This window comes from Streptosporangium sp. 'caverna' (assembly GCF_003203775.1).
In the GTDB taxonomy this organism is placed as follows: Bacteria; Actinomycetota; Actinomycetes; order Streptosporangiales; family Streptosporangiaceae; genus Streptosporangium; species Streptosporangium subroseum.
This window is the reverse complement of sequence record NZ_CP029711.1, coordinates 9,639,115-9,661,860: the sequence shown is the minus strand read 5'-3', so window position 1 is coordinate 9,661,860 and position 22,746 is coordinate 9,639,115. Positions and strand designations below refer to the sequence as shown.

Below are 22,746 nucleotides of genomic sequence, written 5' to 3'. Positions count from 1 at the left end.
GCATGTGAAGTCGACTCGAGTTCGTGTCATCTTGGCGGTCGCCGCCGCGGGTGTCGCGCTGACCGCCTGCTCTCCGTCGCAGGCCGGCGCCGCCGCCATCGTGGGTAAGGATCGGATCAGCGCCGGCGAGCTGGACAAAAACGTGCGGGAGTACGAGGCCGCGCTGGCCAAGGCCAATGTCTCCGCCTCCCAGTTGCAGTTCCCGGGCAGCGTCCCGCAGGTCGTGCTCTTCCAGCTCGCCACCTCCGCGCAGCGTGCGAAGGTCGCCGAGAGCAAGGGCGTCACGGTCACCGAGGCCGAGATCGATCAGGTGATCTCGAGCGGCGAAGGCGGGGCGGCCGGGTATGAGCAGCAGATGCTCCAGCAGGCGGTGGCGCCCTCGAAGGTACGCGAGTTCACCCGGGCCAGCCTGCTGATCACCAAGCTCATGGCCAAGTACGGCGGCGGCACCGACGAGGCCGCCATCCAGAAGGGCCAGGCTCAGGTGATCAAGGATCTGCAGTCCGTGCCGATCACCTGGAACCCGCGCTACGGCACCATCAACGAGCAGCGGAGCGAGCAGCAGCCGAACCTCTTCGTCGAGAGCGCCCGCTTCGGCGCGGTGCCCGCCGCTCCTCCTGCCGCTCCTCCGCAGCAGTAGCCTCGGGGACATGCCGCTGATCGTCGTCACCACCTCGCCCCGGGTCGCCCCGGGGCTGCTCAGCCGTCACGCGTGGCAGGTCCTCGAGGACGGTCCCGTGCGCACCGGGGCCGTCGATCATCCGCTTCTGCCCTACCTCGCGGAGGCCGGGGTGAGGGTGGAGGTGGTGACGCCGGACCCGGCCGCGCTGGTCCGTGAGGCCCAGGCCGGGACGGTCGTGTGGCTGGAGGCCGACGAGGCGATGATGCGCTCCATCGGCTACGCCGCGGTGGCGCTCGACGATCCGCCGGTGATCGAGGTCGTGCCCGGCTCCTACGACCTGCCGGGGGCGCGGCTGCTCGACCTGGTCTCGGTGATGGACCGGCTCAGGGTGAACTGCCCGTGGGACGCCGAGCAGACCCACGAGTCGCTGGCGCCGTACCTCCTCGAAGAGGCCTACGAGGTTCTGGAGACCATCGAGGAGGGCGATCACGCCGCCCTGCGGGAGGAGCTGGGCGACCTGCTTCTCCAGGTGGCCTTCCACGCGCGGGTCGCCCATGAGCGCCCCGACGGCTTCGACATCGACGACGTGGCCGACGCGATCGTCTCCAAGCTCGTCCGCCGTCATCCGCACGTGTTCGCCGAGACCAAGGTCGACGGTGCGGAGGAGGTCAGCGACAACTGGGAGACCATCAAGGCGGCCGAGCGCGCGGCCAAGAACGGCGGCGACTCGGGCTCGGTCGTGGACGGCGTCCCGATGGGCCAGCCCGCCCTCTCCCTCGCCGCCCAGCTGCTGCGGCGTGCCGAGCGCGTGGGAGCCCCCGCCGAGCTGCCCTCCGAGCTTCCCGCGGAGGGACTCGGGGCGCGGCTCTTCGAGCTCGTACGGCAGGCGCACGCGGCCGGCCTCGACCCGGAGGCCGAGCTGCGCGCCGTCGCCCGCGTCTACCGCGACCGGGTCCGCGACCGGGAGTCGTGACGGGGAGCCGCGACCGCGTCCAAGCCGTCACGGCTCGTCTACGGAACCGGACCGATCTCACCGGCGGGCCGGCCCCGCGGCCTGGTGACCGGGCCGTCGCACGCCCCCGCCCCTGAGCATCAGCACCGCGCCGGCGATGTACGCCACGGCCGCGAGGGAGGTCTGGGTGGTGATCGCGGTCAGATACCAGGGCGGCCCGTCCCCGAGCACCTTGGGAACGGGCTCGCCGTTGGCCCCGCTGAGCCAGAAGGGCATGCCCAGCGTCACCACCAGCAGCAGGAACAGGAAGGGAATCGCGAAAACCACCAGCCCGGCCCGTAGGGGGGCGGTGACCCCGTGACGCCGGGCGATCCAGGTCATCACCAGGGCGATGGCTCCGGCGACGGCAAGGAGCATGGCGTACGTCCACGCGGTCCCGGCGGCCTGGCCCATGTAGAACTCGCCCGTGCCCATGTTCGTGTACTCGTCCTTGTCGCTCGTCCGCATCGTCTCAGCGGCGAGCCGTAGAGCCTGGTCGATCGCGACGAAGGTGAGCACTGTGACGTTCACGCCGGTCAACGGCAGATGGGCCATGAGCAGCAGCGCCGTCCTGGGCGCGGGGCGTGCCCGCCTCCCCGCGGTACCTACGCCGATGGACATGATCGGACGATGATCCACCGCCGGTAAGGCCCGTGTAAAAGGCGCGCTCGGGGCCGCCCGGCGGACCGGGTGCGGCTGCTCGGCCTCCGGCGCCGCCGCCTTCGGGGCCGCCGGACACCGGGAGTTCGCTCCCCGCCCCGATGGCGGCCACCGTACCGGTTAGTAGGCCTCGGTAAGCTTCTGAGGCAAACTGTCCTGCGACTTTAGGAGCGCTTCGTGGCTTCCATCGAGGGCGTTACCGCCCGCGAGATCCTTGACTCCCGGGGCAACCCGACGGTCGAGGTCGACATCCTCCTGGACGACGGCAGCCAGGGGCGTGCCGCGGTTCCGAGTGGTGCGTCCACCGGCCAGTTCGAGGCCGTCGAGTTGCGTGACGGCGATGAGCGCTACGGCGGCAAGGGGGTCGAGAAGGCCGTTCTCGGTGTGACCGACGAGATCGCCGACGAGATCCTCGGCTTCGACGCCACCGAGCAGCGCAGCATCGACCAGGTCATGATCGACCTGGACGGCACGCCGAACAAGGCCAAGCTGGGCGCCAACGCCATTCTAGGTGTCTCCCTGGCGGTGGCCAAGGCCGCCGCCGACAGCGCCGAGCTGCCGCTGTTCCGTTACCTCGGCGGGCCGAACGCGCACGTGCTGCCCGTCCCGATGATGAACATCCTCAACGGTGGCGCGCACGCCGACAGCAACGTCGACATCCAGGAGTTCATGATCGCCCCGATCGGGGCCGAGACGTTCCGCGAGGCCGTGCGGATGGGGACCGAGGTCTACCACACGCTCAAGGCCGTGCTGAAGGAGAAGGGCTACTCCACGGGGCTGGGCGACGAGGGCGGCTTCGCCCCGAGCCTGCCCTCCAACCGCGACGCGCTGGACCTGATCCTGGTCGCCATCGAGAGGGCCGGCTACGTGGCCGGCGAGGACATCGGGCTGGCGCTCGACGTGGCGGCCTCGGAGTTCCACTCGGACGGCGTCTACACCATCGACGGCAAGGGCGTGTCCTCCGCCGAGCTGATCTCCTTCTACGAGGACCTGGTCGCGAACTACCCGCTGGTCTCCATCGAGGACCCGCTGGACGAGAGCGACTGGGAGGGCTGGAACGCCATCACCAAGGCACTCGGCGACAAGGTCCAGCTGGTCGGCGACGATCTGTTCGTGACCAACCCCGAGCGCCTGGCCCGCGGCATCGCCGAGGGCACCGCCAACGCGCTGCTGGTCAAGGTCAACCAGATCGGCACCCTGACCGAGACCCTCGACGCGGTGGACCTGGCCCATCGCAACGGTTACCGCTGCATGATGAGCCACCGTTCCGGTGAGACCGAGGACACCACGATCGCCGACCTCGCCGTGGCCACCAACTGCGGCCAGATCAAGACCGGTGCGCCTGCCCGCTCCGACCGCGTGGCCAAGTACAACCAGCTGCTCCGTATCGAGGAACTCCTCGACGACGCCGCCCGTTACGCGGGTCGCGCGGCGTTCCCGCGCTTCCAGCGGTAGCTTCGTCCTACGGTTTGCGCCCTTATCCGGGCGCAAACCGTACGGCGAGGAAGGTCGCCGGCCGTGTCGCGAGGTAGGTTGCCGGTCCGCCGGCGCCGCGTCGCGGAGCGAGGTGGGCGACCGGTCCAGCCGGTGCCCGAGCCGTCGTGCGCGGCACGGCGACGCGGGGGAGAGCATGGACGGAAGAGGGGCATATGGCGAAACGACCGCAGCTGACGGGACGGGCCGCGGTCCTCGCGGTCGTGGTGTGTGCGATCGCGATGAGCCTCGCCTACCCGATCAGGGAGTATGTCGCCCAGCGTCGCACCATCGCCCAGCTTCAGCAGGAGAAGGCCAGGGAGCTCGCCGCGATCAAGGATCTGGATGACCGCAGAAAGCAGCTCCAGGACCCCGGTTACATCAAGCGGCAGGCCAGGGAGCGGCTGTTCTACTGCGACCCCGGACAGAAGTGCTACGTCGTCATGGGCGAGCAGCCCTCACCGGGCAAGGGCACGGCGGGGGAGAAGAAGGCCGTGAGGCCACCGTGGTACCAGACGCTCTGGGAGTCGGTCGAGGCGGCGGACACGGGGAAGGGCACCAAGGCGGCCAAGGCCGCGGGGTGACACGGATAACCTGGATGTCGTCTTTCAGGGGGTGTCACGAATGATCGATGATCGCGACGTGGCCGCGGTGGAGCGGCAGCTCGGCCGGGCGCCACGAGGACTGCGGGCGGTGGCGCACCGCTGCCCGTGCGGGCTGCCGGACGTGGTGGAGACCGCGCCGCGGCTGCCCGACGGGTCGCCGTTTCCGACGCTTTTCTACCTGACCTGCCCGAAGGCCGCCTCGGCCATCGGAACGCTCGAGACCTCCGGGATGATGCGGAGCATGCAGGCCAGGCTCGCCGAGGATCCCGCCCTGGCGGAGGCCTACCTGGCCGCCCACACCGACTACATCGCGCGCCGCGACGAGGCCGCGGCCGATGGTGGGCTGGAGCCGCTGCCCAGGGATATGCAGAGCACCGGGGGCATGCCCAATCGGGTCAAGTGCCTGCACGCCCTGGTCGGTCACGAACTCGCGGTGCCGGGGAGCAACCCCTTCGGCCGCGAGGCCCTCGACGCGCTCGGCGAGTGGTGGGCGACGGGGTCGTGCTGCAAGGCCGGGGAAGCGGCCGGGGCAGGGGGCGGCGGTGCGAACGCGGAGCCGCTCCGGCCGGCGAGGACCGGAACCGAGCACTGAGATCGAGTATCCAGACTGAGACCAGGCGTCGAAGAGGGCCGGGCCCGATCACCGAAGAGGACCGGAACCGAGCGCCGAGATCGAACACCCAGACTGAGACCAGGCGTCGAAGAGGGCCGGACCCGATCATCGAAGAGGACCGGAACCGATCACGACCGTGAGCACCGAAGCCCAAGGGGGAGACCAAGTGACCCGTGTCGCCGCGATCGACTGTGGCACCAACTCCGTCCGCCTGCTCATCGCGGACATCGACGGAGACACCCTGACCGACGTCGAACGGCGCATGGAGATCGTCCGGCTGGGCCAGGGGGTGGACAAGACCGGCAGGCTGGCGCCGGAGGCTCTGGATCGCACGTTCACCGCCATGCGCGGCTACGCGAAGCTCATCGCCCAGCATGAGGCCTCAGCGGTCCGGGTGGTGGCCACCAGCGCGACCCGCGACGCCGTCAACCGGCAGGACTTCGTGGACGGCGTACGTGAGATCTTCGGGGTGGATCCCGAGGTGATCACGGGCGCCGAGGAGGCGGAGCTGTCCTTCACCGGTGCCACCCGCGATCTGACGCGCCTCTCGCCCGAAACCGGTCTGCCCACTCCCGACGGCACCCGCCCGCCGTACCTCGTGGTCGACATCGGCGGCGGCTCGACCGAGTTCGTGGTCGGTTCGACGCACGTGGAGGCCGCGCTGTCGGTGGACATCGGGTGCGTCCGGCTGACCGAGCGGCATCTGCGCGAGGCGGGCAACCCGCCGAGGGCCGAGGCGGTGGAGGCCGTGGTCGCCGACATCGACGACGCGCTCGACCGGGTCGCGGCGGAGGTGCCGGTGGAGCGGGCGCTGACGTTGGTCGGACTCGCGGGCTCCGTCACCACCGTCGCGGGAATGGCACTTGAGCTGCCCGAATACGATCCGGCGAGAATTCACCATTCGCGAATTACGGCAAATCAGACACATGGGATTTCTGTGCGTTTGTTGGCTATGACCACCCAGGAGCGGGCCGCCATTCCCGTCATGCATCCCGGCCGGGTCGACGTGATCGGGGTGGGGGCGCTCATCCTGGATCGGATCGTCGAGAGGTACGGCTTCACCGAGGTGGTCGTCAGCGAACACGACATTCTGGACGGAATCGCCTGGTCTGTCACCGAATCTTAATGATATCTGGACAATTCACGTATTTGGGGAGTATTGAGGACCGCTTCTGTTTTATGGTTAAGTAAACATGCTTTAGTGAGACTTTGCCGTGGGACCCGGGCACAGCTGGTGCCGGGGCGGCAACCGTCTTCGAAGCACATTTTGCTTCCAAACGAAACGGAGCATCCCCTCATGAATTCCGGACTAGCACGCAGGCTAGCCGCAGTAGGAGCCGGCGCGGCCATGCTGGCGACGATGGCAACCGGCTTGCTGGCCACGCCCGCAGCGGCGGCCAGTGGGTCGACCCAGACGGCGGCGTCTGCCTCCACGACGAGGCCCGCGGTCTGGGCCAACACCCCCAGTGCCTCTGTCACGAAGTACAAGGGTGCCTGTCCCGTCAAAGTGACCTTCTCCACCAGCGTCAAGGTGAAGACGGTCGCCAGCAAGACCAAGGTCACCTACCGGTGGCTGCGCGGCGACGGCTCCAAGAGCAGCGTCAAGTCCTTCGCCCTGAAGGGCAAGGGCACCAAGAGCGTCACCGTCAAGGAGACCGGCACCTTCAAGCGCGACACCAAGGGCTGGCAGGCCATCCAGGTCCTGTCGCCGCGTGCCGCCACCTCCGGGAAGAAGTACTTCTCGGTCTCCTGTGGCAACGACTGGACCGTCCTCAACCCGCCCCACAAGAGCAGCGCTCAGGTGTGGGTCGACGAGGACAACTGCCGGGCGACCCTGAACGGTCGCATCAGCATCTCCGGCTCTCGCTGGGTGCGCTACCAGTGGATCGTCAACGGCCGCGTCGTCGACAGTGACGCTGTCTACGTCAAGGGCTCGCGCAGGGTCGCTCACGTGATCCGGACGCACGACGACTTCAGGGGCTGGGCTGTCCTGAAGATCGTGGGTGGACCCTCGTCCAGCCGCGACTACTTCAAGATCGACTGCAGGGACTGGAACCCGTCCCCGCGGGTCTCGGTCTCCATCAGCGCTCCGAGCACCTACTACGGTTCCTGCCCGGTCGCCCGTACCTTCACCGGTACGATCAGCGCCTCGCACCGCGGTGACGTGAAGTACCGCTGGATCCGTAACGGTGTCGCGGGTGGCTGGGAGAGCATCCACTTCAGCGGTTACGGCTCGCAGAGCCGTACCGTGAGCGACTCCTGGAGCACCTCGGCCTCTGGCGAGGCCAAGCGTTCCATCGAGGTCTACAACGGTCCGACCAGCGCCACCGCGGAGACCAAGGTCATCTGCAAGAGCGCGACCCCGACCCCGACCCCGAAGCCGCTTCCGGTTCAGACCCCGGAGCCGGCCGCGTCGCTCACGCCTGGCAACAACTGGTAGTGAGTTCCATCTGAAGTGAGAACAGGCGGCGCCCGCATCCAGCGGGCGCCGCTTTTTCGCTTCTCCGGCCCTGTTCGGGCCCGGCTCTCCGCTTGGTCCTCGCAGCCCCGCTCAGCCCGGGTTTCCGCTCACCGCCGAGGATGCGCGTCCAGCCCAGGACCCGCGGACCGTACGGCCTCGGAGCAGGTGGTCTTCCGGATCGGGCACCATCGAGGGCATGACCCATGTTCCTCCCGGATCCGGCTGGCCCGATGATCCCGCCCAGCCGGACACCCCCGTCGCCCACGATCCCGCCGAGGTGCGGGAGCTGGCGAGTGCGAGCCGTACCCTCGCGGAGCTCACGGCCGCGCAGTCCGTCTGCCGGGCCTGCCCGCGCCTGGTGGAGTGGCGGGAGGAGGTCGCGACGGTCAAGAGACGGGCGTTCGCCGAGGAGACCTACTGGGGGCGGCCCATCGCCGGGTGGGGCGAGGAGAAACCGGAGGTGCTCATCGTCGGGCTTGCCCCGGCGGCGCACGGGGGCAACCGCACCGGGCGCGTCTTCACCGGGGATCGCAGCGGGGACTGGCTGTTCGCCTCGCTCCACCGCACGGGCCTGGCCGCGCAGGAGACCAGCGTCCGGGCCGGCGACGGGCAGAGGCTCATCGGCGCACGCATGGTGGCGGCGGTCCGATGCGCCCCGCCGGCCAACAAGCCTGAGCCGTCGGAACGAGCCGCCTGCTTCCCCTGGCTGGCCAGGGAGGTCGCGCTGGTCGCCGGCAGCGTACGGGTGGTGGTCGCCCTGGGAGGCTTCGCCTGGCAGGCGATCTGGCCCGCGCTGAAGGACGCCGGATACGTCCTGCCGCGTCCGAGGCCGGCCTTCGGCCACGGGGCCGAGGTGGAGATCTCCCATCACGGACGTCCGGTGCACCTCCTCGGCTGCTACCACCCGAGCCAGCAGAACACCTTCACGGGCCGGGTGACCACCGAGATGCTTGACCGGCTCTTCACCAGGGCGAACGCCCTCCGTGGCGCGTGAGCCCCGCTCACCAAGAGAAAATCAGCAAAAATTTCACGGCAAGAAGGGCGTTTTATCCCGGTTTGGGGAACCATCGAACAAATTAGCTGACCCGGACATGGCGCGATCGCCGAGGGGGACGTATGCTTGTGAAAGGTTTCACAAGCCTCAAACCTAAGGATGGCGTCGTAGTGAACCCCAACTCGAAGCACATCGTAGTCGTCGGCGGAGGATACGTCGGCCTCTACACCGTGCTGCGCCTGCAGCACACGCTCCGCAAGGAGCTGCGCGAGGGCAGCGTGCGGATCACTGTCCTTACCCCCGAATCCCACATGACCTACCAGCCCTTCCTCCCCGAGGCCGCCGCCGGGAACCTCTCGCCCCGGCACGTGGTGGTGCCGCTCCGCCGCGTGCTGCGCGCGGCGACGATCCTCAACGGCAAGGTCTCCAAGGTCAACCACGCGGCCAAGTCCGTCACTTTCGCGCCGAACGTCGGCACCCCCCACGAGATCGGCTACGACATCGTGGTCATGGCCGCCGGTTCGATCTCCCGCACGCTTCCCATCCCCGGTCTCGCCGACGCCGCCATCGGCTTCAAGACGGTCGGCGAGGCGATCGCGCTGCGCAACCGGGTGCTGGAGCTCCTCGACCGGGCCGAGAGTGACGAGGACGCGGAGCTGCGGCAGCGGGCGCTGACGTTCGTCGTGGTCGGCGGCGGTTTCGCCGGTATCGAGGCGCTCGCCGAGCTGGAGGACATGGCGGTCGACGCCGCCCGTTACTACCGCAACGTCTCGCGCAAGGACATGCGCTGGGTCCTCGTCGAGGCCACCGACCGCATCCTTCCCGAGGTCGGCCCGGAGATGGGCAAGTGGACCGCCGAGCAGCTCCGCGAGCGCGGCATCGAGGTCAAGATGAACACCCGCCTGGACTCGTGCGTGGGCGGTCTGGTCAAGCTCTCCGACGGTGACGAGTTCCAGTCGGCCACCATCGTGTGGACCGCCGGGGTGAAGCCCAGCCCGGTGGTCAACGCCGGTGACCTGCCCCTGGACGAGCGCGGCCGGATCAAGGCGACAGCCGCTCTGACGGTGGTCGGGGTCAAGGACGCCTTCTCCGCCGGAGACGTGGCCGGCGTGCCCGACGTGACGAGCCCCGGTCAGTACTGCGCGCCCAACGCCCAGCACGCCGTACGGCAGGCCAAGGTCCTCGCCGACAACATCACCCGTCAACTGCACGGGAAGAAGCTGGTCGACTACCGGCACAAGTATGTCGGATCGGTCGCCGGTCTCGGCCTCCACAAGGGCGTCGCCAACGTCTATGGGATCAAGCTCCGCGGAGTTCCCGCATGGTTCATGCACCGCACCTACCATCTGTCGCGAGTGCCTACCTTCAATCGCAAGGTCCGTGTCATGGCCGACTGGACCCTGGCGCTTTTCTTCAAGCGGGAGACCGTGTCGCTCGGAGAGCTCGAGGCGCCGCACAACGAGTTCCGCGCCGCGACGACGAGCTGAGTTCTCGATCCCCGAAATAGATGGTTGCCGGGTTCCCGTCCGGGTACGTCGCTGATTCTCACGACCTTCCCTTGAAAGCCGGCTCCGGCCGGGAGGGGGTCGTGGGCGTCTGCCCGTGACGGCCGCGCCAGGGGCCGACAGGCCTGGAACGGCCACCGAGATCGCAGGAGCCGATCTCCGCCGCGATCTCGGATGCGGCATGGCGGTGAATCCGTCGACGCCGGGCTCGGCACTCCCGAGCCCGCCCCGGCACGCCCAGGCCCTTCCTGAAGACCCGGACGCCCGGGCCGCCGCCGGCCATGCGGTCATGCGGCCGGCTCGTCGCAGCCTTCGAAGCCCGACCCATCCAGCATCAGCTGGATCACCTTGGCAGTGTGCTATTCCTGGATCCAGTACCAGGAGCCTGGACGATCCGTCGTTTAGAGCAGGGAGTCGTGTGACGGATGGCTTGAACAGTTACGTATGAGTGGTCGGTTCCGTATGATTACGGCGCCCCCGTAGCCCAAAGGCAGAGGCAAACCCCTTAAAAGGGTTCGAGTGAGGGTTCGAGTCCCTCCGGGGGCACTTGCTGTTACTTCCGAGATGAGGTCGTTGACCTGCGGAAACGCTGTTCAACGACCTCATCTCGCCATCCGGCCGCCCATCGCGGCCGATGGCGGTCGATGACCCGCAGGAAGAGCTCCGCGCCGAATGTGGACTCGACTTTATTACAAGCGGCTAACAGTCTGTGCGCCCCCGGCTGACTCGGCCCTCGGCTTCCCTTCTCCGAAGGTTTAGGTGACCGTGATGTCACGTTCCAGCGGCGTTAGGCGTTGACGCGAAGATACTGCGGGCGGAGGAAACAGACACTCAAGCAGAGGCCGGCCCGGCTGTTCCGGGATTCCCCATTCCATTCTTTATGAATGCGCTCCCGGCCGGTGAGAGTATGGCCGGCGAACAGATTTCCCATCGGACCTGGGATTCAACGGGTCTCCGGTATAAAATAGTAACCGTGAAGGAAGAGGCGGGTCCCGAGCCGACGCTCGGGGGCGACGCGCCCGAGCGGCGGGTGCCCGGTCGCGTCGGGGCGGGCGATCGCCGCCGGTGACGCCGCTCCGGGGCACGAGGCCCGGGGTTCCCACGGCTCAAGGGCCCGTGAGGAGGGGCTCGGTCAGCGCGGGTGCGGGTGGCGCACGCGGCGAGGCGTCCCGGCGCCTTTTCCGCGAGCCCTCGATAGAGCGCCGTGAAACCGGGAACCAGACCTGTGGGCCATTCGTTGGGCACATCGGCGGGAGCCGTACGGCAACTTGAACACCATGGATATCAGCACGATACGGCCATGTGACAACCGATCTAATACGCTGATCGCGTAGGTCGCAGCGTGGAGGCACCGATGGAGAGTAAGAACCCGATTTTCAGTCGGCAGTCCAATGGCCAGCAGGCCTGGGGGACGCCGACTCCGACAGCTGAACAGCTTCAGGGCATGTACAACTCGCCGTCGTACGCGCCCCCCGCGCAGCGGACGATGACGATCGACGACGTGGTCGTGCGCGGGTTCATCACGCTGGGCACGCTGGCCGTCTCGGCGGCGGTGGCCTGGGCACTCAACCTCGGTACGGTCGCGCTGCTGATCGGCGTGGTCGTCGGCCTGATTCTCGGCCTGATCGTCTCGTTCAAGCAGAGCACGAACCCGGTGCTGATCCTCGGCTACTCGGTCGCCTACGGCGTGGCCATCGGCGTGGTCAGCCACATGTACAACGATCTGTACAGCGGCATCGTCTTCCAGGCGGTTGTGGGCACGGCTCTCGCGTTCGGCGCCATGCTGACCGTGTACGCACTGCGCATCATCCGGGTCACGCCGAAGTTCACGAAATTCGTCGTGGCCGCGGGTCTGGGCCTGATGGGCCTCGTGCTGATCAACCTGGTCGCCGGCTTCTTCATCGAGGACGGCATCGGCATCCGGTCGGGCGGCCCGCTGGCCTACGTGTTCAGCATCGCGGCGATCCTGATCGGCTGCTTCTTCCTGATGCTCGACTTCAACGAGATCGAGCAGGGTGTGAAGGCCGGTGCCCCGGAGAAGTACTCCTGGCTGATGGCCTTCGGCCTGACGGTCACCCTGGTCTGGATCTACCTGGAGATCCTGCGCCTGCTGAGCTACCTCCGAGATTAGAAACTCATCGCGAGCAGAAGGACCCCGCCGGAGCGACTTCGGCGGGGTTTTTTCTCTGTCCGGCGGGCGCTCAGGTGAACGCAGGGCAACCGGTGATCGACGAAGTGACATCGAAGGCCAGGTGTAAGGGCTTGCCATCTGGGGATTCGTGATGCACTGTCGAGCAAAGGAGCCTATCCGTGGAGGTGCCCATGTCGTTGAACCACTCACTGGAGACGCAGAGCAAGCTGATCGCAAGGGTCTCTGTCATCACAGGACGCGCACTCCCAGAGTGGTTCCAAGCAATCGACAACGGCCCGGCTTTCCTTCGTTGTGAAGAGCGCGCCAACTGGCTCGCCGACGAGCACGGGCTGACCCACGGCTATGCCGCCGCCATCGTGCAGGAGCATGAGCGGCGCCGCCGTACCCGCTGAGTTTCACACCGCCTATCTCTGTGAGGCCCGCGTCACCGCTCAGGTGGCGCGGGTTTTCCTGTGCGCGGGCATGATCGAGCATGATGGGCTCATGGATCTCGACAAGGCACGTGACTTCATTCGTGACAACCACCGGGCGGTGATGCTGACCTCGCACGCCGACGGGCGACCACAGATGTCGCCGGTCGTGGTGGGACTGGACGCCGAGGGAAACGCGATCGTCAGCACCAGGGAGACCGCCGCGAAGGTCCGCAACCTTCGCGAGAACCCCAAGGTGACGCTCTGCGTGATGACCGACGCCTTCTTCGGCTCGTGGATCCAGGTCGAGGGCACCGCGGAGATCGTTCCGCTGCCCGAGGCTATGGAGACCCTGGTGGGCTACTACCGCGACATCTCCGGCGAGCATCCGGACTGGGACGACTATCGGGCGAGCATGGAGCGGGAACGGCGGGTGATCCTGAGGATCGGGATCACCCGCGCGGGCCCTGACGTTCACGGCTGATCAGCTGAGGCGCTCCAGGACCATGGCCATGCCCTGGCCGCCGCCCACGCACATGGTCTCCAGCCCGATCGACTTGTCGCGGAAGGCGAGGCTGTTGATCAGCGTGGAGGTGATCCGGGCGCCGGTCATGCCGAAGGGGTGGCCCACCGCGATGGCGCCGCCGTTGACGTTGAGCCGGTCGAGGTCGATGCCGAGGTCCTGGTAGGACGGGATGACCTGGGCGGCGAAGGCCTCGTTGATCTCGACGAGGTCCACGTCGCCGATGGACATGCCCGCCCTTGCCAGGGCCTGCTTTGAGGCCTCGACCGGGCCCAGGCCCATGATCTCGGGGGACAGGCCGGTCACGCCGGTGGAGACGATCCGGGCGAGCGGGGTGATGCCGAGCTCGGCGGCCCTGATGTCGCTCATCACGATCACCGCGGCGGCGCCGTCGTTCAGCGGGCAGCAGTTGCCCGCGGTGACCGTGCCGTCGGGGCGGAAGACCGGCTTGAGCTGGGAGATCGCCTCGTAGGTGGTTCCGGCCCTGGGGCCGTCGTCCTTGCTGACCACGGTCCCGTCGGGCAGGGTCACCGGGGTGATGTCCTTCTCCCAGAAGCCGTTGGCGATGGCCTTCTCCGCCAGGTTCTGGGAGCGGACGCCGAACTCGTCCTGCTCCTGGCGGGAGACGCCCTTCAGCCCGGCGAGGTTTTCGGCCGTCTGACCCATCGCGACGTAGACGTCGGGCAGCTCGCCATCCTCGCGCGGGTCGTGCCAGACTCCGCCTCCGCCCTCGGCGGCCCTGGTCGAACGGTCGTGAGCGCCGCCGAACAGCTCGTTTCGGGTGTCGGGCCACGCGTCCGAGCTTCCCTTGGCGAAGCGGGAGACGCACTCCACACCCGCCGAGACGAACACGTCTCCCTCGCCCGCCCTGATCGCGTGCAGGGCCATCCGGGTGGTCTGCAGGGAGGACGAGCAGTAGCGCGTCACGGTCGTTCCGGGCACGGTGTCCAGGCCGAGCAGGGTGGCGACCACGCGGCCCATGTTGTAGCCCTGCTCACCGCCCGGCAGGCCACAGCCCAGCATCAGGTCGTCGATGGTGGTCGGGTCGAGCTGGGGGACCTTGGCCAGCGCGGCCTGGATCATCTGTACGGTCAGGTCGTCGGGACGGATGTCCTTGAGGGACCCCTTGAAGGCGCGTCCGATCGGCGAGCGCGCGGTTGCGACGATGACTGCCTCGGGCATGTGGCTCTCCTGGGTTCTCGATACTCGCTCCTCCTGCGGAGCGTACCGCGCGGTATGCCGGAAGCCACGCCCCGGGGACGATGAAACAGAACTTTGTACGGCATGCACAGAGGTCCCACCCTGAGGTGGGACCCCTGTCACGAGGACACGACGCGGGGCTCAGCCGTACATGCCGGGAGTGGGGCCGGAGCCGTCCTTGATCGCGCGCAGTCCGCCCTTCTCGTCACGCCATGTCCGCCAGCCGTCCTGGCTGCCGGTGAACCAGACGGGCGGGATGCCCGAGCCCGCCACCCGCTTGCCGTCGGCCAGCTTGAACTCGCACAGCGAGGCCACGGAGTAGAAGCCGGGGTTCTGGTTCTTGAGCGGGAGGGGTTTGGGGTCGGTGACGCAGAAGGACCAGCCGCGCTCGTTCTTGACCTCGGCGGCCTGACCGGTGGCCAGGTCGAAGGAGTTGCCCGGCTTGTCGTGCCGCAGGAAACCGATCTTCTCCATCCGGGAGGGGAAGGACAGCCACCATCCCGCGCTGGGAACCTGGGCCACCGGGATCTGGCCGAGGACCCGGCCGTTTTCGGCGTCCAGCCGGGCGAATCCGCCGTACTGGCCCTGCTGGTCGACCGGGCGGACCACCGGCGCGAAGCCGGGGCTGCCGCTGGGATAGACCCGCACCACCGAGGGACGGATCCAGTTGACCGTGCCGTCGGAGAGCTTGGCGGAGAACATGCCGAAGGCGGAGACCTTCTTCGTCTTGGGGTTGGTGTACGGGGCGATGTAGCCGACGAGGTTGCCGGTCGTCGCGCCGAACGACCAGCCGCCCGACATGTCCACCCCCATGCCCAGTGCCCGCTCGATGGGGAGCTGCCAGCCGACCTTCCCCGTCTTCAGGTCGTACGACTCCAGGACGGGGTGCTGGGCGAGCCGGAGGAACACCGCCCGGGAGGCGTCGGACCACTCGACCTCGGCGATTCCGGGCAGCTTCCACATCACCTTGCCGGTGACGGGGTTGAGTACGACGACCCGGGCGGTGGTGAGCGCGGTGTTCTCCGACACGCACACGTACGGCCCGCACTTCTGGGGGCCGAACGTGGAGTGCACCGGGCGGGTCCACCTGCGCGTCCCGGTCCTGGCGTCGAGGCCGACGAGCGTGGCCTTCCATCGGCCCTTTTTCGCGGGACCGACCGTCACCGTGACGGCCTGGCCCCTGCCGGTCTCGACGATCGCCGGAGCGGGCACCCCCATCCCCGGCAGGCGGCCCGCCATGGTCGTGGGATGGGCCCACAGTTTTTTGCCCGAGGCGAGGTCTACGGCCACCGTCTCCAGGGTGCCGTCGGGCTTCATCGAGGTCGTCGTGGCGACACCGCCGGCGACGGTGGTACGGCTGACCGCGTTCATCTCGGTGTTGTGCCAGGCGGGATAGGCCGGTGTGGCCGCTTCACTGGCTTTACCGCCGGAACAACCGGCCAGGGTCAGGACTCCGGCGAGCACCAGAGCCAGTTTCGCGTGGGGCCGGATCACGGGTATTCCACTCCAATGGGCGAGGGGTTATGACTTCGCCGCGGAGGGTGACCATGCTCAGGCGTCGTCAGGCATCACCACTGGCCTCCGGCGGAGCAGGGTCGCCCACCGTCCGTGGACCCCGGTTGCTCGACCGGCGACGCGGGTTGCGGAGACCTCGGCCCCGGGCTCCTCCGCGGCCATGGCTGCCGCGAGGTAGATCGGCTCACTGCGCCGAGGCTGGGGCTCGGGCCACAGCTCCAACGCAGTGCATACAGAAGGTAGCACTGCGTAAGCAACCTGTAGATAGCCTTGAGCGGATGGGTGGAAACGATCAAGGCCGAACATCTCCGTCGGGTTCGTGTCGAACTCCGGCCCCAGCAGGTCCGCGAAGGCCACCGTCCGCCCGCCCGCCTCGACCACGGCGACGGTCTGCGCCGCGGCCAGCTGGCGGCTCCAGCGCCGGGTCACCCAGCGCAGCGGCTGCGCGATCGGCCGGACCGTGCCCAGGTCGGGGCAGGTTCCCACGATCACCTCGGCCCCCGCCACCCGCAGCCGCCACACCGCCTTCTGCAGGTGCCGTACGGCCCGCGCGGGCATCGTCTGCGTGGTGACGTCGTTGGCGCCGATGAAGATGATCGCGACCTCGGGCCGGCTCCTGAGCGCCTGATCCACCTGGTCGCCGAGTTCGGCGGAGACCGCCCCCGATTTGCCGGCCACGGTCAGCCGCACCGGCCTCTCGGCGATGATCGCCAGCCCGGAGGCGATCAGCACGCCCGGGGTCTCGGCCGGATCCGTGGTGCCCAGTCCCACGGAGAGGGAGTCGCCGAGCATGACCATCCGGATCGGCTCGCCGTCGAAGTCCCCGTAGACCCCGTCCGACGGGGGACCCTCCATGCCGTGAGGCCGGCCGACGATGCGGCGGGCCAGCACGCCCTCGGCGAACAGCAACCCGTAGGTCGCCGCGCCCAGCGCGGTGAGTCCGCCCCCGCCCACGGCCGCGGCCGCCGCGATGCGCCGTGCCGCCCGTGCGACCCCGGGAGTCCAGATCACGTGGCGTTGCCTCCCTTACACGGTGCGGCGGTAGCGTTGTCCTAGAAAGCTAGCTGAGTACCCGCCACCCCTATGGGATCACGGCGTTCCACAAAACAAGCTGACAGAGCTTTGGTATTTCGAGGTGATCATCGCGGTGCGCGTTTATGACTCGCTGGTTGAGCTGATGGGTAACACCCCTCTCGTCCGATTGCAGAAGGTGACGGCGGGGTTGCCGGCCCAGGTGCTGGCCAAGGTCGAATATTTCAATCCCGGCGGTTCGGTGAAGGACCGGATCGCGGTGCGCATGATCGATGCGGCCGAGAAGTCGGGCGCGCTGCTTCCGGGGGGCACGATCGTGGAGCCCACCTCGGGAAACACCGGTGTCGGCCTGGCGATCGTGGCCCAGCAGCGCGGCTACAAGTGCCTGTTCGTGGTGCCCGACAAGGTGGCCCAGGACAAGGTCGCCGTGCTCAGGGCCTACGGCGCCGAGGTCGTGGTCTGCCCGACGGCCGTCTCGCCCGACCATCCGGACTCCTATTACTCCGTCTCCGACCGGCTGGCCAGGGAGACGCCGAACGCCTGGAAGCCCGACCAGTATTCCAACCCAAACAATCCGGACAGTCACTACCATTCCACCGGCCCGGAGATCTGGGAGCAGACCGAGGGGCGGATCACCCACTTCGTGGCGGGTGTCGGCACCGGCGGCACGATCAGCGGCGTCGGACGCTACCTCAAGGAGGTCTCCGGCGGCCGAGTGAAGATCATCGGGGCCGACCCGGAGGGTTCGGTCTACTCCGGCGGCACCGGCCGCCCGTACCTGGTGGAGGGCGTCGGCGAGGACATCTGGCCGGCCACGTACGACACCACGGTCTGCGACGAGATCATCGCGGTCTCCGACAGGGACTCCTTCGGGATGACCCGCCGCCTGGCCCGCGAGGAGGCCCTGCTCGTGGGCGGTTCCTGCGGCATGGCCACGGTCGCGGCCCTGCGCGTGGCCAGGCAGGCCGGCCCTGACGACGTGGTGGTGGTGCTGCTGCCGGACGGCGGACGGGGATACCTGTCGAAGATCTTCAACGACGAGTGGATGGCCGACTACGGCTTCCTGACCACCTCCACCGACGAGGGACTGGTCAAGGACGTGCTGAGCCGCAAGGGTTCCGGACTGCCGGAGTTCGTGCACACCCACCCGCACGAGTCGGTGGAGGTGGCGATCTCCATCATGCGGGAGTACGGCGTGTCGCAGCTTCCGGTGATGAAGGAGGAGCCGCCGGTGATGGCCGCCGAGGTGGTCGGCTCGATCCTGGAACGCGATCTGCTCGACGCCCTCTACCGCGGCCGGGTACGGCCGACCGACCCGCTGGCCGAGCACATGTCCCAGCCGCTGCCGACGATCGGCGCGGGCGAGACGGTCGCCACCGCGGTCGAGGCGCTGGAGAAGGCCGACGCCGCGGTCGTCCTCGACGACGGCAAGCCCGTCGGTCTGCTCACCCGCCAGGACCTGCTGGCCTTCCTGGTCAACCACTAGGAGTCCCTGAGCGGAAACTCCGCCGTCACCTCCCAGGCCCCCGGGGGGACGGGGCCGGCGGTGAGGCGGCCGCCGAGCGCTTCGACGCGCTCGGCCATGCCCACCAGGCCGAATCCGCCCCCCAGGCGCGAGACCCTGATGTCGGCCGCCGAGCCGTGGTTACGGACCCGCAGCCGCACCGTGGCCGTGATCGCCGAGGAGCCTCGCTGGCCACGGGGCTCCTGCCGGCCGTTCGCGCGCATGCCTTCGGCCCAGGCCCGCATGTCCGAGCCGTCCGTCAGCCTCAGGTCCGCCTCGACCCAGCCGGTGCCGGGGGCGTGCCGGCGGACGTTGGTGAGGGACTCCTGCAGGACCCGGTGGACGGTGGTCATCACCTCCGGCGGCAGGGTGCCGTCGGTGAGGCCCTGGCCGATGTCGAAGGCGACCTTGGGACCTCCGGCGGAGAAGCGCTCCACCATCGTGCGCATGTCCATGAACGTGCTGCCGGGGGAGCGGGCGGCCTCGTCCTCCGCTCGCAGCACGCCGACCAGGCGGCGCATCGAGGTGAGCGCCTCGGATCCGGCGTTGGCGATCGCCTCCAGGGAGGGGACCACCGCCTCCGGTCTCTGCTCGGCGACGACCTTGGCCGCCTGTGCCTGGACCACGATCCCGGTGATGTGGTGGGCGACGAGGTCGTGCAGCTCCCTGGCGAGCTCCAGGCGTTCGGCGCGCCGTACCGAGTGCACGGCCTCCTTGCGGCGCTCCAGCTGGAAACGGAGGTAGGCGCCGATCCCGGCGGCGGCGGACCAGGTGACGAAGATGGAGAAACCGACGGCCACGGAGGGGGCGTCCTCGAGCAGACGCCCCGCGGAGGCCTCCAGCACGATCACCGAGGCCAGGGAGAACAGCGCGCCCCGTCTGATCGGCTCCATCCAGCGCAGCCCGCCGACGGTGAGGATCAGCAGCGACCCCGTCTCGGCCAGGCCCGGCCTGCCGGTGACCCCGATGATTCCGATGATCAGGGAGCAGGCGAAGGAGAGCGCGAGCAGGACGGCGAACCCTCTGACCCGCTGGGTCCGGCGCCACAGCACCGCCAGAACGCCGACGACGCCGCACGCGACGTTCGGCCACAGCGGCGCAGAACCGCTCGTCGCCGCCATCACGAGGTCGAGCAGGAGCAGCAACAGGAGCCAGCCGACCATCGCGATCTCGCTGAGCCTCTGGGCCCAGCGGACGATCCGGTGCGTTTTCCCCACGGCCGTTGAGCCTAGGCCGAACGGCCGACATGTTGTATCGACCGTTCGGTGGATATGTCCGCATTTGAGTCAATCCCCGTCCCCTGCGGGCGAAAAAATCGCCGCACGATCTCATCGACCGCTTGGTTTTGGAACATCTGCCCGGCGATGGGTGATGCGCACTCCGCGTGACCCTCTCGCTCCACGGAGTCTCGCCCGGGGCGCGACGACGCCTCAGAGGGCGCTCCCGCGCGGCCTCTCACCCTCCAGGGTGAAAGCCCGAGGGCCGGCCCGCGTCCCGGTAACGTGGACCTCATGAGTGAAGGATTCGAGACATTGGCCATTCACGCAGGTCAGGAGCCCGACCCCCACACAGGGGCCGTCGTGCCGCCGATCTACGCGGTCTCCACATACAAGCAGGACGGCGTGGGCGGACTGCGCTCCGGATATGAGTACAGCCGGTCGGCCAACCCGACCAGGACCGGGTTGGAAGAGGCCATGGCCGCCGTCGAGGGCGGCAGCCGGGGTCTGGCCTTCGCCTCGGGGCTGGCCGCCGAGGACGCCGTGCTCCGTACGATCTGCAAGCCCGGCGACCACGCCATCATCCCGAACGACGCCTACGGTGGCACCTACCGCTTGTTCTCCAAGGTCCACGAGCGCTGGGGCCTGCGCTACGACCCGGCGCCGCTGGGCAACCTGCGCGCGGTGGCGGCCGCCATGACCCAGAAGACCAGGGTCGTGTGGGTGGAGACCCCCACCAACCCGCTGCTCGGCATCTCCGACATCACGGCCCTGGCCGAGCTCGCGCACGACAACGGCGCGCTGCTGGTGGTGGACAACACGTTTGCCTCGCCGTACCTCCAGCAGCCGCTGGCGCTGGGCGCGGACATCGTGGTGCACTCCACCACCAAATATGTGGGCGGCCACTCCGACGTGGTCGGCGGGGCGCTTGTCGCGCGTGACGCCGGTCTCGGCGAGGAGCTCGCCTTCCACCAGAACGCGATGGGCGCGGTGGCCGGGCCGTTCGACGCCTGGCTGACGTTGCGGGGTCTCAAGACGCTCGGGGTGCGGATGGACCGTCACTGCGACAACGCCGAGCGGGTCGTGGACCTGCTGCTCGCCCACCCCAAGGTGACCTCGGTGCTCTACCCGGGGCTGGCCGAGCACCCCGGTCACGAGGTGGCGGCCAAGCAGATGAAGCGTTTCGGAGGCATGGTCTCCTTCCGGGTCGCCGGGGGAGAGGCCGAGGCGGTCGAGCTCTGCAACCGGACCAGGCTGTTCACGCTGGCCGAGTCGCTCGGCGGGGTGGAGTCGCTGATCGAGCACCCCGGCCGGATGACCCACGCCTCCGTGGCGGGCTCGCCGCTGGAGGTCCCCGGCGATCTGGTCCGCCTGTCGGTCGGCATCGAGACGATCGACGACCTGCTCGCCGACCTCAGCCAGGCGCTGGGCTAGGGCCGGTTGACGCTCCGGTTCGGAAGACCGGGCGCGGACGGAGGCTCCGCACCGGAACGGGTGCGGTGCCTCAGGCCGGGCTCCCCCAGACCATCAGAACCAGAATGATCAACCAGATCAGTGTGACGATGCTGGAGAGCGTGGCGATCCGCCCGGTCTGAACCTTGGCGTCGTCATCCGGGTTCTCGTTGCCGAGGACCCGGATGGCGGTGATCTGGTCCCGGTCCACGATGACCAGGAGCACCGCGGCGACGACGAAGAGCGTCATCGAGACCGAAAGATAAGGCTTGCCGAGGTAGTCGCGTCCCAGCAGCACCCCGAACACGAATACGCCGACGGCCGCAATGGCATATATGCGCGTGGTCTTGTGCAGATAACGCAGGACGTTCAGGTCCTTGGCGCGGATGAATCGGGGGGTCGACATGGTGGCGGCGGTGACCGGCCCGAGGGCGAAGATCGCAAAACCGAGGTGTAGCCAGAGCAGCAGGTTCGTCATGCGCCAGACATTAGTCCCCGGTGATCTCCCTTGGGTACGGCTCGCGCAAGCGTCATTGCCCGGCGGCGTCTTCCTGAATGATCCTTTGAAGGCCACGGCGGCACAGCGGACACGCATGCTCCGGATTCGCCACTTTCCGGCAGGCGCTGTGGTCGACTTTCAGCCCCAGCACCCTGCGCGTTCGCGCGGCGGCCGCCCCCGGTGCGCGACTGGTGATCGTCGCGCGGTTGTCCTCGACATGAATGCTGATCACGACGACCACGAGGACGATCAGAAAACAGACGATGATGATTGCGCCCGTTACCGCGATCGCTATCCACATGATGTCCTCCGGGGCGACTTGAATAAGCATTTCCCGGATATCGCCGTGCATCAAGCCAGTGCTGCGTTACTCCCCTTCGTTGACGTCCTGCTCGTCGCGGCCGCGCGGAGCCATGCATAACTCGAAACCAACGCAGGTGATGAGCATCAACGCCACGAGAATCCCCGCGACCATCAGACCCACTTCCTCCCGTTCCGCAATGGCAAATGCCATTACTGGAGAGACGAAGTCGATGGCGGAGAAGTTGTCGAGATCAGGTCACGATTCGGCCAACAAAAGCCGTCCCATGGTGGGCGACGGGCGGCGGTGAACGGAAGAGGAAGGGCGGGGGTGGAAAGCGATCTTCACATTCGCCCTGAGCACACCTGCGAGGTGAGTAGGATCACTATCGCGTGTTCCCGTGTGATGGGACCGTCGGCGGTGATGCCGCGGTCGTGCCGGACGCGCGCTCAACCACGTTCGTCAAGATCAACCAATCGTGCGCGAAGGCACATAGGGAGTGCCCGTTGTGGCTGTGAAACATGTCGAGCCGTATACCGAGGAGTGGCGGCACCAGCCGGCCCTCTACGCCGGCCGCGTCGTCGAGGCGCTGGGCGACGAGGTCCGTGACTGGTGGCAGGGCCCCTGCGACCCGCGCACCGTCACGATCCGGCTGACCGGCGAGGACACGCTGGTGTGGGACGAGGAGAGCGGCTGGCGCCGTGGCCGCTACGTGTCCGGCGACCGCGACACCCGCACGGTCCTCGCCGACGCCCGCTACCTCGGCGGAGGCCTGCTGCTCCGGCCCGAGCGTCTCCCCTCCGCCGTCGTCGACGCCCGCGCGGGTGTCGGCAACAGCACGGCGTGGCGGCCCTGCTACCGGTCCTACCGCCACTACCGCGACGGCTTCGACCTCGCGCTCAACGGCTACGTCGCCTACGTCGGCGCTTGAGAGGAGGCCTCCCGGGAGTGTCTCCCGAGAGGCCTCATCGCGTCGTACGGTGCCGACCGGCGCGTCCGGCGAGCATCGGGCCCGGA

General features: G+C 68.3%; 22 protein-coding genes and 1 tRNA gene. 16 read left to right on the top strand and 7 right to left on the bottom strand.

Annotated features, from left to right (window positions below; all coding sequences use genetic code 11):
- The first annotated feature begins 4 nt into the window (after positions 1-4).
- Both DKM19_RS41535 and DKM19_RS41530 read left to right on the top strand, forming a co-directional pair.
- Entirely contained in the window at positions 5-640 is a 636-nt protein-coding gene (locus DKM19_RS41535; protein ID WP_162642152.1) for a SurA N-terminal domain-containing protein, read from the top strand.
- Between the two features lie 10 nt (positions 641-650).
- Positions 651-1,595: a MazG family protein gene (locus tag DKM19_RS41530; protein WP_110703752.1), complete on the top strand. Its 945-nt coding sequence runs from the start codon at positions 651-653 to the stop codon at positions 1,593-1,595.
- A 57-nt stretch (positions 1,596-1,652) separates the two neighbouring features.
- Here DKM19_RS41530 and DKM19_RS41525 read toward each other — a convergent pair whose 3' ends face one another.
- Positions 1,653-2,234 (bottom strand): hypothetical protein, encoded by a 582-nt coding sequence (locus DKM19_RS41525; protein WP_162642150.1) that lies wholly within the window; start codon positions 2,232-2,234, stop codon positions 1,653-1,655.
- Between the two features lie 216 nt (positions 2,235-2,450).
- On the opposite strand from DKM19_RS41525, the gene eno reads away from it, so the two are divergent.
- The 11 genes from eno to DKM19_RS41470 all read left to right on the top strand — a co-directional run bounded on the left by eno (position 2,451) and on the right by DKM19_RS41470 (position 12,970).
- Positions 2,451-3,728: a phosphopyruvate hydratase gene (gene eno, locus DKM19_RS41520; RefSeq protein ID WP_089210972.1), complete on the top strand. Its 1,278-nt coding sequence runs from the start codon at positions 2,451-2,453 to the stop codon at positions 3,726-3,728.
- A gap of 194 nt (positions 3,729-3,922) precedes the next feature.
- On the top strand, positions 3,923-4,330 hold the full coding sequence (locus DKM19_RS41515) for a septum formation initiator family protein (protein ID WP_089210973.1): 408 nt from the start codon (positions 3,923-3,925) through the stop codon (positions 4,328-4,330).
- Positions 4,331-4,370: 40 nt separating this feature from the next.
- Positions 4,371-4,943 (top strand): DUF501 domain-containing protein, encoded by a 573-nt coding sequence (locus DKM19_RS41510; protein WP_110703746.1) that lies wholly within the window; start codon positions 4,371-4,373, stop codon positions 4,941-4,943.
- 187 nt (positions 4,944-5,130) lie between these two features.
- A complete protein-coding gene (locus DKM19_RS41505; RefSeq protein WP_110703744.1) occupies positions 5,131-6,090 on the top strand; it encodes a Ppx/GppA phosphatase family protein in 960 nt (319 codons plus the stop codon).
- Positions 6,091-6,312: 222 nt separating this feature from the next.
- A complete protein-coding gene (locus tag DKM19_RS41500) occupies positions 6,313-7,404 on the top strand; it encodes a hypothetical protein (protein WP_162642148.1) in 1,092 nt (363 codons plus the stop codon).
- Between the two features lie 217 nt (positions 7,405-7,621).
- The gene (locus DKM19_RS41495) at positions 7,622-8,419 is read left to right on the top strand and encodes a uracil-DNA glycosylase (protein WP_110703740.1); all 798 of its coding nucleotides are present in this window, start codon (positions 7,622-7,624) and stop codon (positions 8,417-8,419) included.
- Positions 8,420-8,589: 170 nt separating this feature from the next.
- On the top strand, positions 8,590-9,906 hold the full coding sequence (locus DKM19_RS41490; protein WP_110703738.1) for an NAD(P)/FAD-dependent oxidoreductase: 1,317 nt from the start codon (positions 8,590-8,592) through the stop codon (positions 9,904-9,906).
- Between the two features lie 491 nt (positions 9,907-10,397).
- Positions 10,398-10,470 (top strand) — tRNA-Leu (locus DKM19_RS41485).
- An 808-nt stretch (positions 10,471-11,278) separates the two neighbouring features.
- Positions 11,279-12,055, top strand: coding sequence for a Bax inhibitor-1/YccA family protein (locus DKM19_RS41480; RefSeq protein ID WP_110703736.1), 777 nt, complete (start codon positions 11,279-11,281; stop codon positions 12,053-12,055).
- 191 nt (positions 12,056-12,246) lie between these two features.
- Positions 12,247-12,468 (top strand): DUF4287 domain-containing protein, encoded by a 222-nt coding sequence (locus DKM19_RS41475; protein ID WP_089211026.1) that lies wholly within the window; start codon positions 12,247-12,249, stop codon positions 12,466-12,468.
- Entirely contained in the window at positions 12,443-12,970 is a 528-nt protein-coding gene (locus tag DKM19_RS41470) for a PPOX class F420-dependent oxidoreductase (RefSeq protein WP_239513876.1), read from the top strand. The genes DKM19_RS41475 and DKM19_RS41470 overlap by 26 nt, the downstream gene beginning before the upstream one ends.
- Here DKM19_RS41470 and DKM19_RS41465 read toward each other — a convergent pair whose 3' ends face one another.
- The 3 genes from DKM19_RS41465 to DKM19_RS41455 all read right to left on the bottom strand — a co-directional run bounded on the left by DKM19_RS41465 (position 12,971) and on the right by DKM19_RS41455 (position 16,735).
- A complete protein-coding gene (locus DKM19_RS41465; protein ID WP_110703734.1) occupies positions 12,971-14,191 on the bottom strand; it encodes an acetyl-CoA C-acetyltransferase in 1,221 nt (406 codons plus the stop codon).
- A gap of 159 nt (positions 14,192-14,350) precedes the next feature.
- Positions 14,351-15,703, bottom strand: coding sequence for a PQQ-binding-like beta-propeller repeat protein (locus DKM19_RS41460; protein WP_239513875.1), 1,353 nt, complete (start codon positions 15,701-15,703; stop codon positions 14,351-14,353).
- Positions 15,704-15,760: 57 nt separating this feature from the next.
- On the bottom strand, positions 15,761-16,735 hold the full coding sequence (locus DKM19_RS41455; RefSeq protein ID WP_110703730.1) for an SGNH/GDSL hydrolase family protein: 975 nt from the start codon (positions 16,733-16,735) through the stop codon (positions 15,761-15,763).
- Positions 16,736-16,871: 136 nt separating this feature from the next.
- On the opposite strand from DKM19_RS41455, the gene DKM19_RS41450 reads away from it, so the two are divergent.
- The gene (locus DKM19_RS41450) at positions 16,872-18,242 is read left to right on the top strand and encodes a cystathionine beta-synthase (protein ID WP_110706357.1); all 1,371 of its coding nucleotides are present in this window, start codon (positions 16,872-16,874) and stop codon (positions 18,240-18,242) included.
- Here the strand turns inward: DKM19_RS41450 and DKM19_RS41445 are convergent.
- Positions 18,239-19,477: a sensor histidine kinase gene (locus tag DKM19_RS41445; protein WP_110703728.1), complete on the bottom strand. Its 1,239-nt coding sequence runs from the start codon at positions 19,475-19,477 to the stop codon at positions 18,239-18,241. The genes DKM19_RS41450 and DKM19_RS41445 overlap by 4 nt on opposite strands.
- Positions 19,478-19,771: 294 nt before the next feature.
- Between DKM19_RS41445 and DKM19_RS41440 the strand changes: the two genes are divergently transcribed.
- Positions 19,772-20,911 carry a cystathionine gamma-synthase gene (locus DKM19_RS41440; RefSeq protein WP_110706356.1) on the top strand — a complete coding sequence of 380 codons (1,140 nt, stop codon included), beginning with the start codon at positions 19,772-19,774 and terminating at the stop codon, positions 20,909-20,911.
- A 70-nt stretch (positions 20,912-20,981) separates the two neighbouring features.
- Here DKM19_RS41440 and DKM19_RS41435 read toward each other — a convergent pair whose 3' ends face one another.
- Both DKM19_RS41435 and DKM19_RS41430 read right to left on the bottom strand, forming a co-directional pair.
- Positions 20,982-21,407, bottom strand: coding sequence for a hypothetical protein (locus DKM19_RS41435; RefSeq protein ID WP_110703726.1), 426 nt, complete (start codon positions 21,405-21,407; stop codon positions 20,982-20,984).
- Between the two features lie 52 nt (positions 21,408-21,459).
- Positions 21,460-21,780, bottom strand: a complete 321-nt coding sequence (locus DKM19_RS41430) for a hypothetical protein (protein WP_110703724.1) — start codon at positions 21,778-21,780, stop codon at positions 21,460-21,462.
- A gap of 457 nt (positions 21,781-22,237) precedes the next feature.
- On the opposite strand from DKM19_RS41430, the gene DKM19_RS41425 reads away from it, so the two are divergent.
- The gene (locus DKM19_RS41425; protein WP_110703722.1) at positions 22,238-22,660 is read left to right on the top strand and encodes a DUF6292 family protein; all 423 of its coding nucleotides are present in this window, start codon (positions 22,238-22,240) and stop codon (positions 22,658-22,660) included.
- Positions 22,661-22,746 lie beyond the last annotated feature (86 nt).

Coding starts and splice junctions, on each gene's coding strand:
- DKM19_RS41430 (WP_110703724.1), bottom strand. CDS start 21,780: ATGCACGGCGATATCCGGGAAATGCTTATTCAAGTCGCCCCGGAGGAC.
- DKM19_RS41530 (WP_110703752.1), top strand. CDS start 651: ATGCCGCTGATCGTCGTCACCACCTCGCCCCGGGTCGCCCCGGGGCTG.
- DKM19_RS41470 (WP_239513876.1), top strand. CDS start 12,443: ATGAGCGGCGCCGCCGTACCCGCTGAGTTTCACACCGCCTATCTCTGT.
- DKM19_RS41500 (WP_162642148.1), top strand. CDS start 6,313: ATGCTGGCGACGATGGCAACCGGCTTGCTGGCCACGCCCGCAGCGGCG.
- DKM19_RS41480 (WP_110703736.1), top strand. CDS start 11,279: ATGGAGAGTAAGAACCCGATTTTCAGTCGGCAGTCCAATGGCCAGCAG.
- DKM19_RS41515 (WP_089210973.1), top strand. CDS start 3,923: ATGGCGAAACGACCGCAGCTGACGGGACGGGCCGCGGTCCTCGCGGTC.
- DKM19_RS41510 (WP_110703746.1), top strand. CDS start 4,371: ATGATCGATGATCGCGACGTGGCCGCGGTGGAGCGGCAGCTCGGCCGG.
- DKM19_RS41435 (WP_110703726.1), bottom strand. CDS start 21,407: ATGACGAACCTGCTGCTCTGGCTACACCTCGGTTTTGCGATCTTCGCC.
- DKM19_RS41475 (WP_089211026.1), top strand. CDS start 12,247: ATGTCGTTGAACCACTCACTGGAGACGCAGAGCAAGCTGATCGCAAGG.
- DKM19_RS41495 (WP_110703740.1), top strand. CDS start 7,622: ATGACCCATGTTCCTCCCGGATCCGGCTGGCCCGATGATCCCGCCCAG.
- DKM19_RS41525 (WP_162642150.1), bottom strand. CDS start 2,234: ATGTCCATCGGCGTAGGTACCGCGGGGAGGCGGGCACGCCCCGCGCCC.
- DKM19_RS41440 (WP_110706356.1), top strand. CDS start 19,772: ATGAGTGAAGGATTCGAGACATTGGCCATTCACGCAGGTCAGGAGCCC.
- DKM19_RS41465 (WP_110703734.1), bottom strand. CDS start 14,191: ATGCCCGAGGCAGTCATCGTCGCAACCGCGCGCTCGCCGATCGGACGC.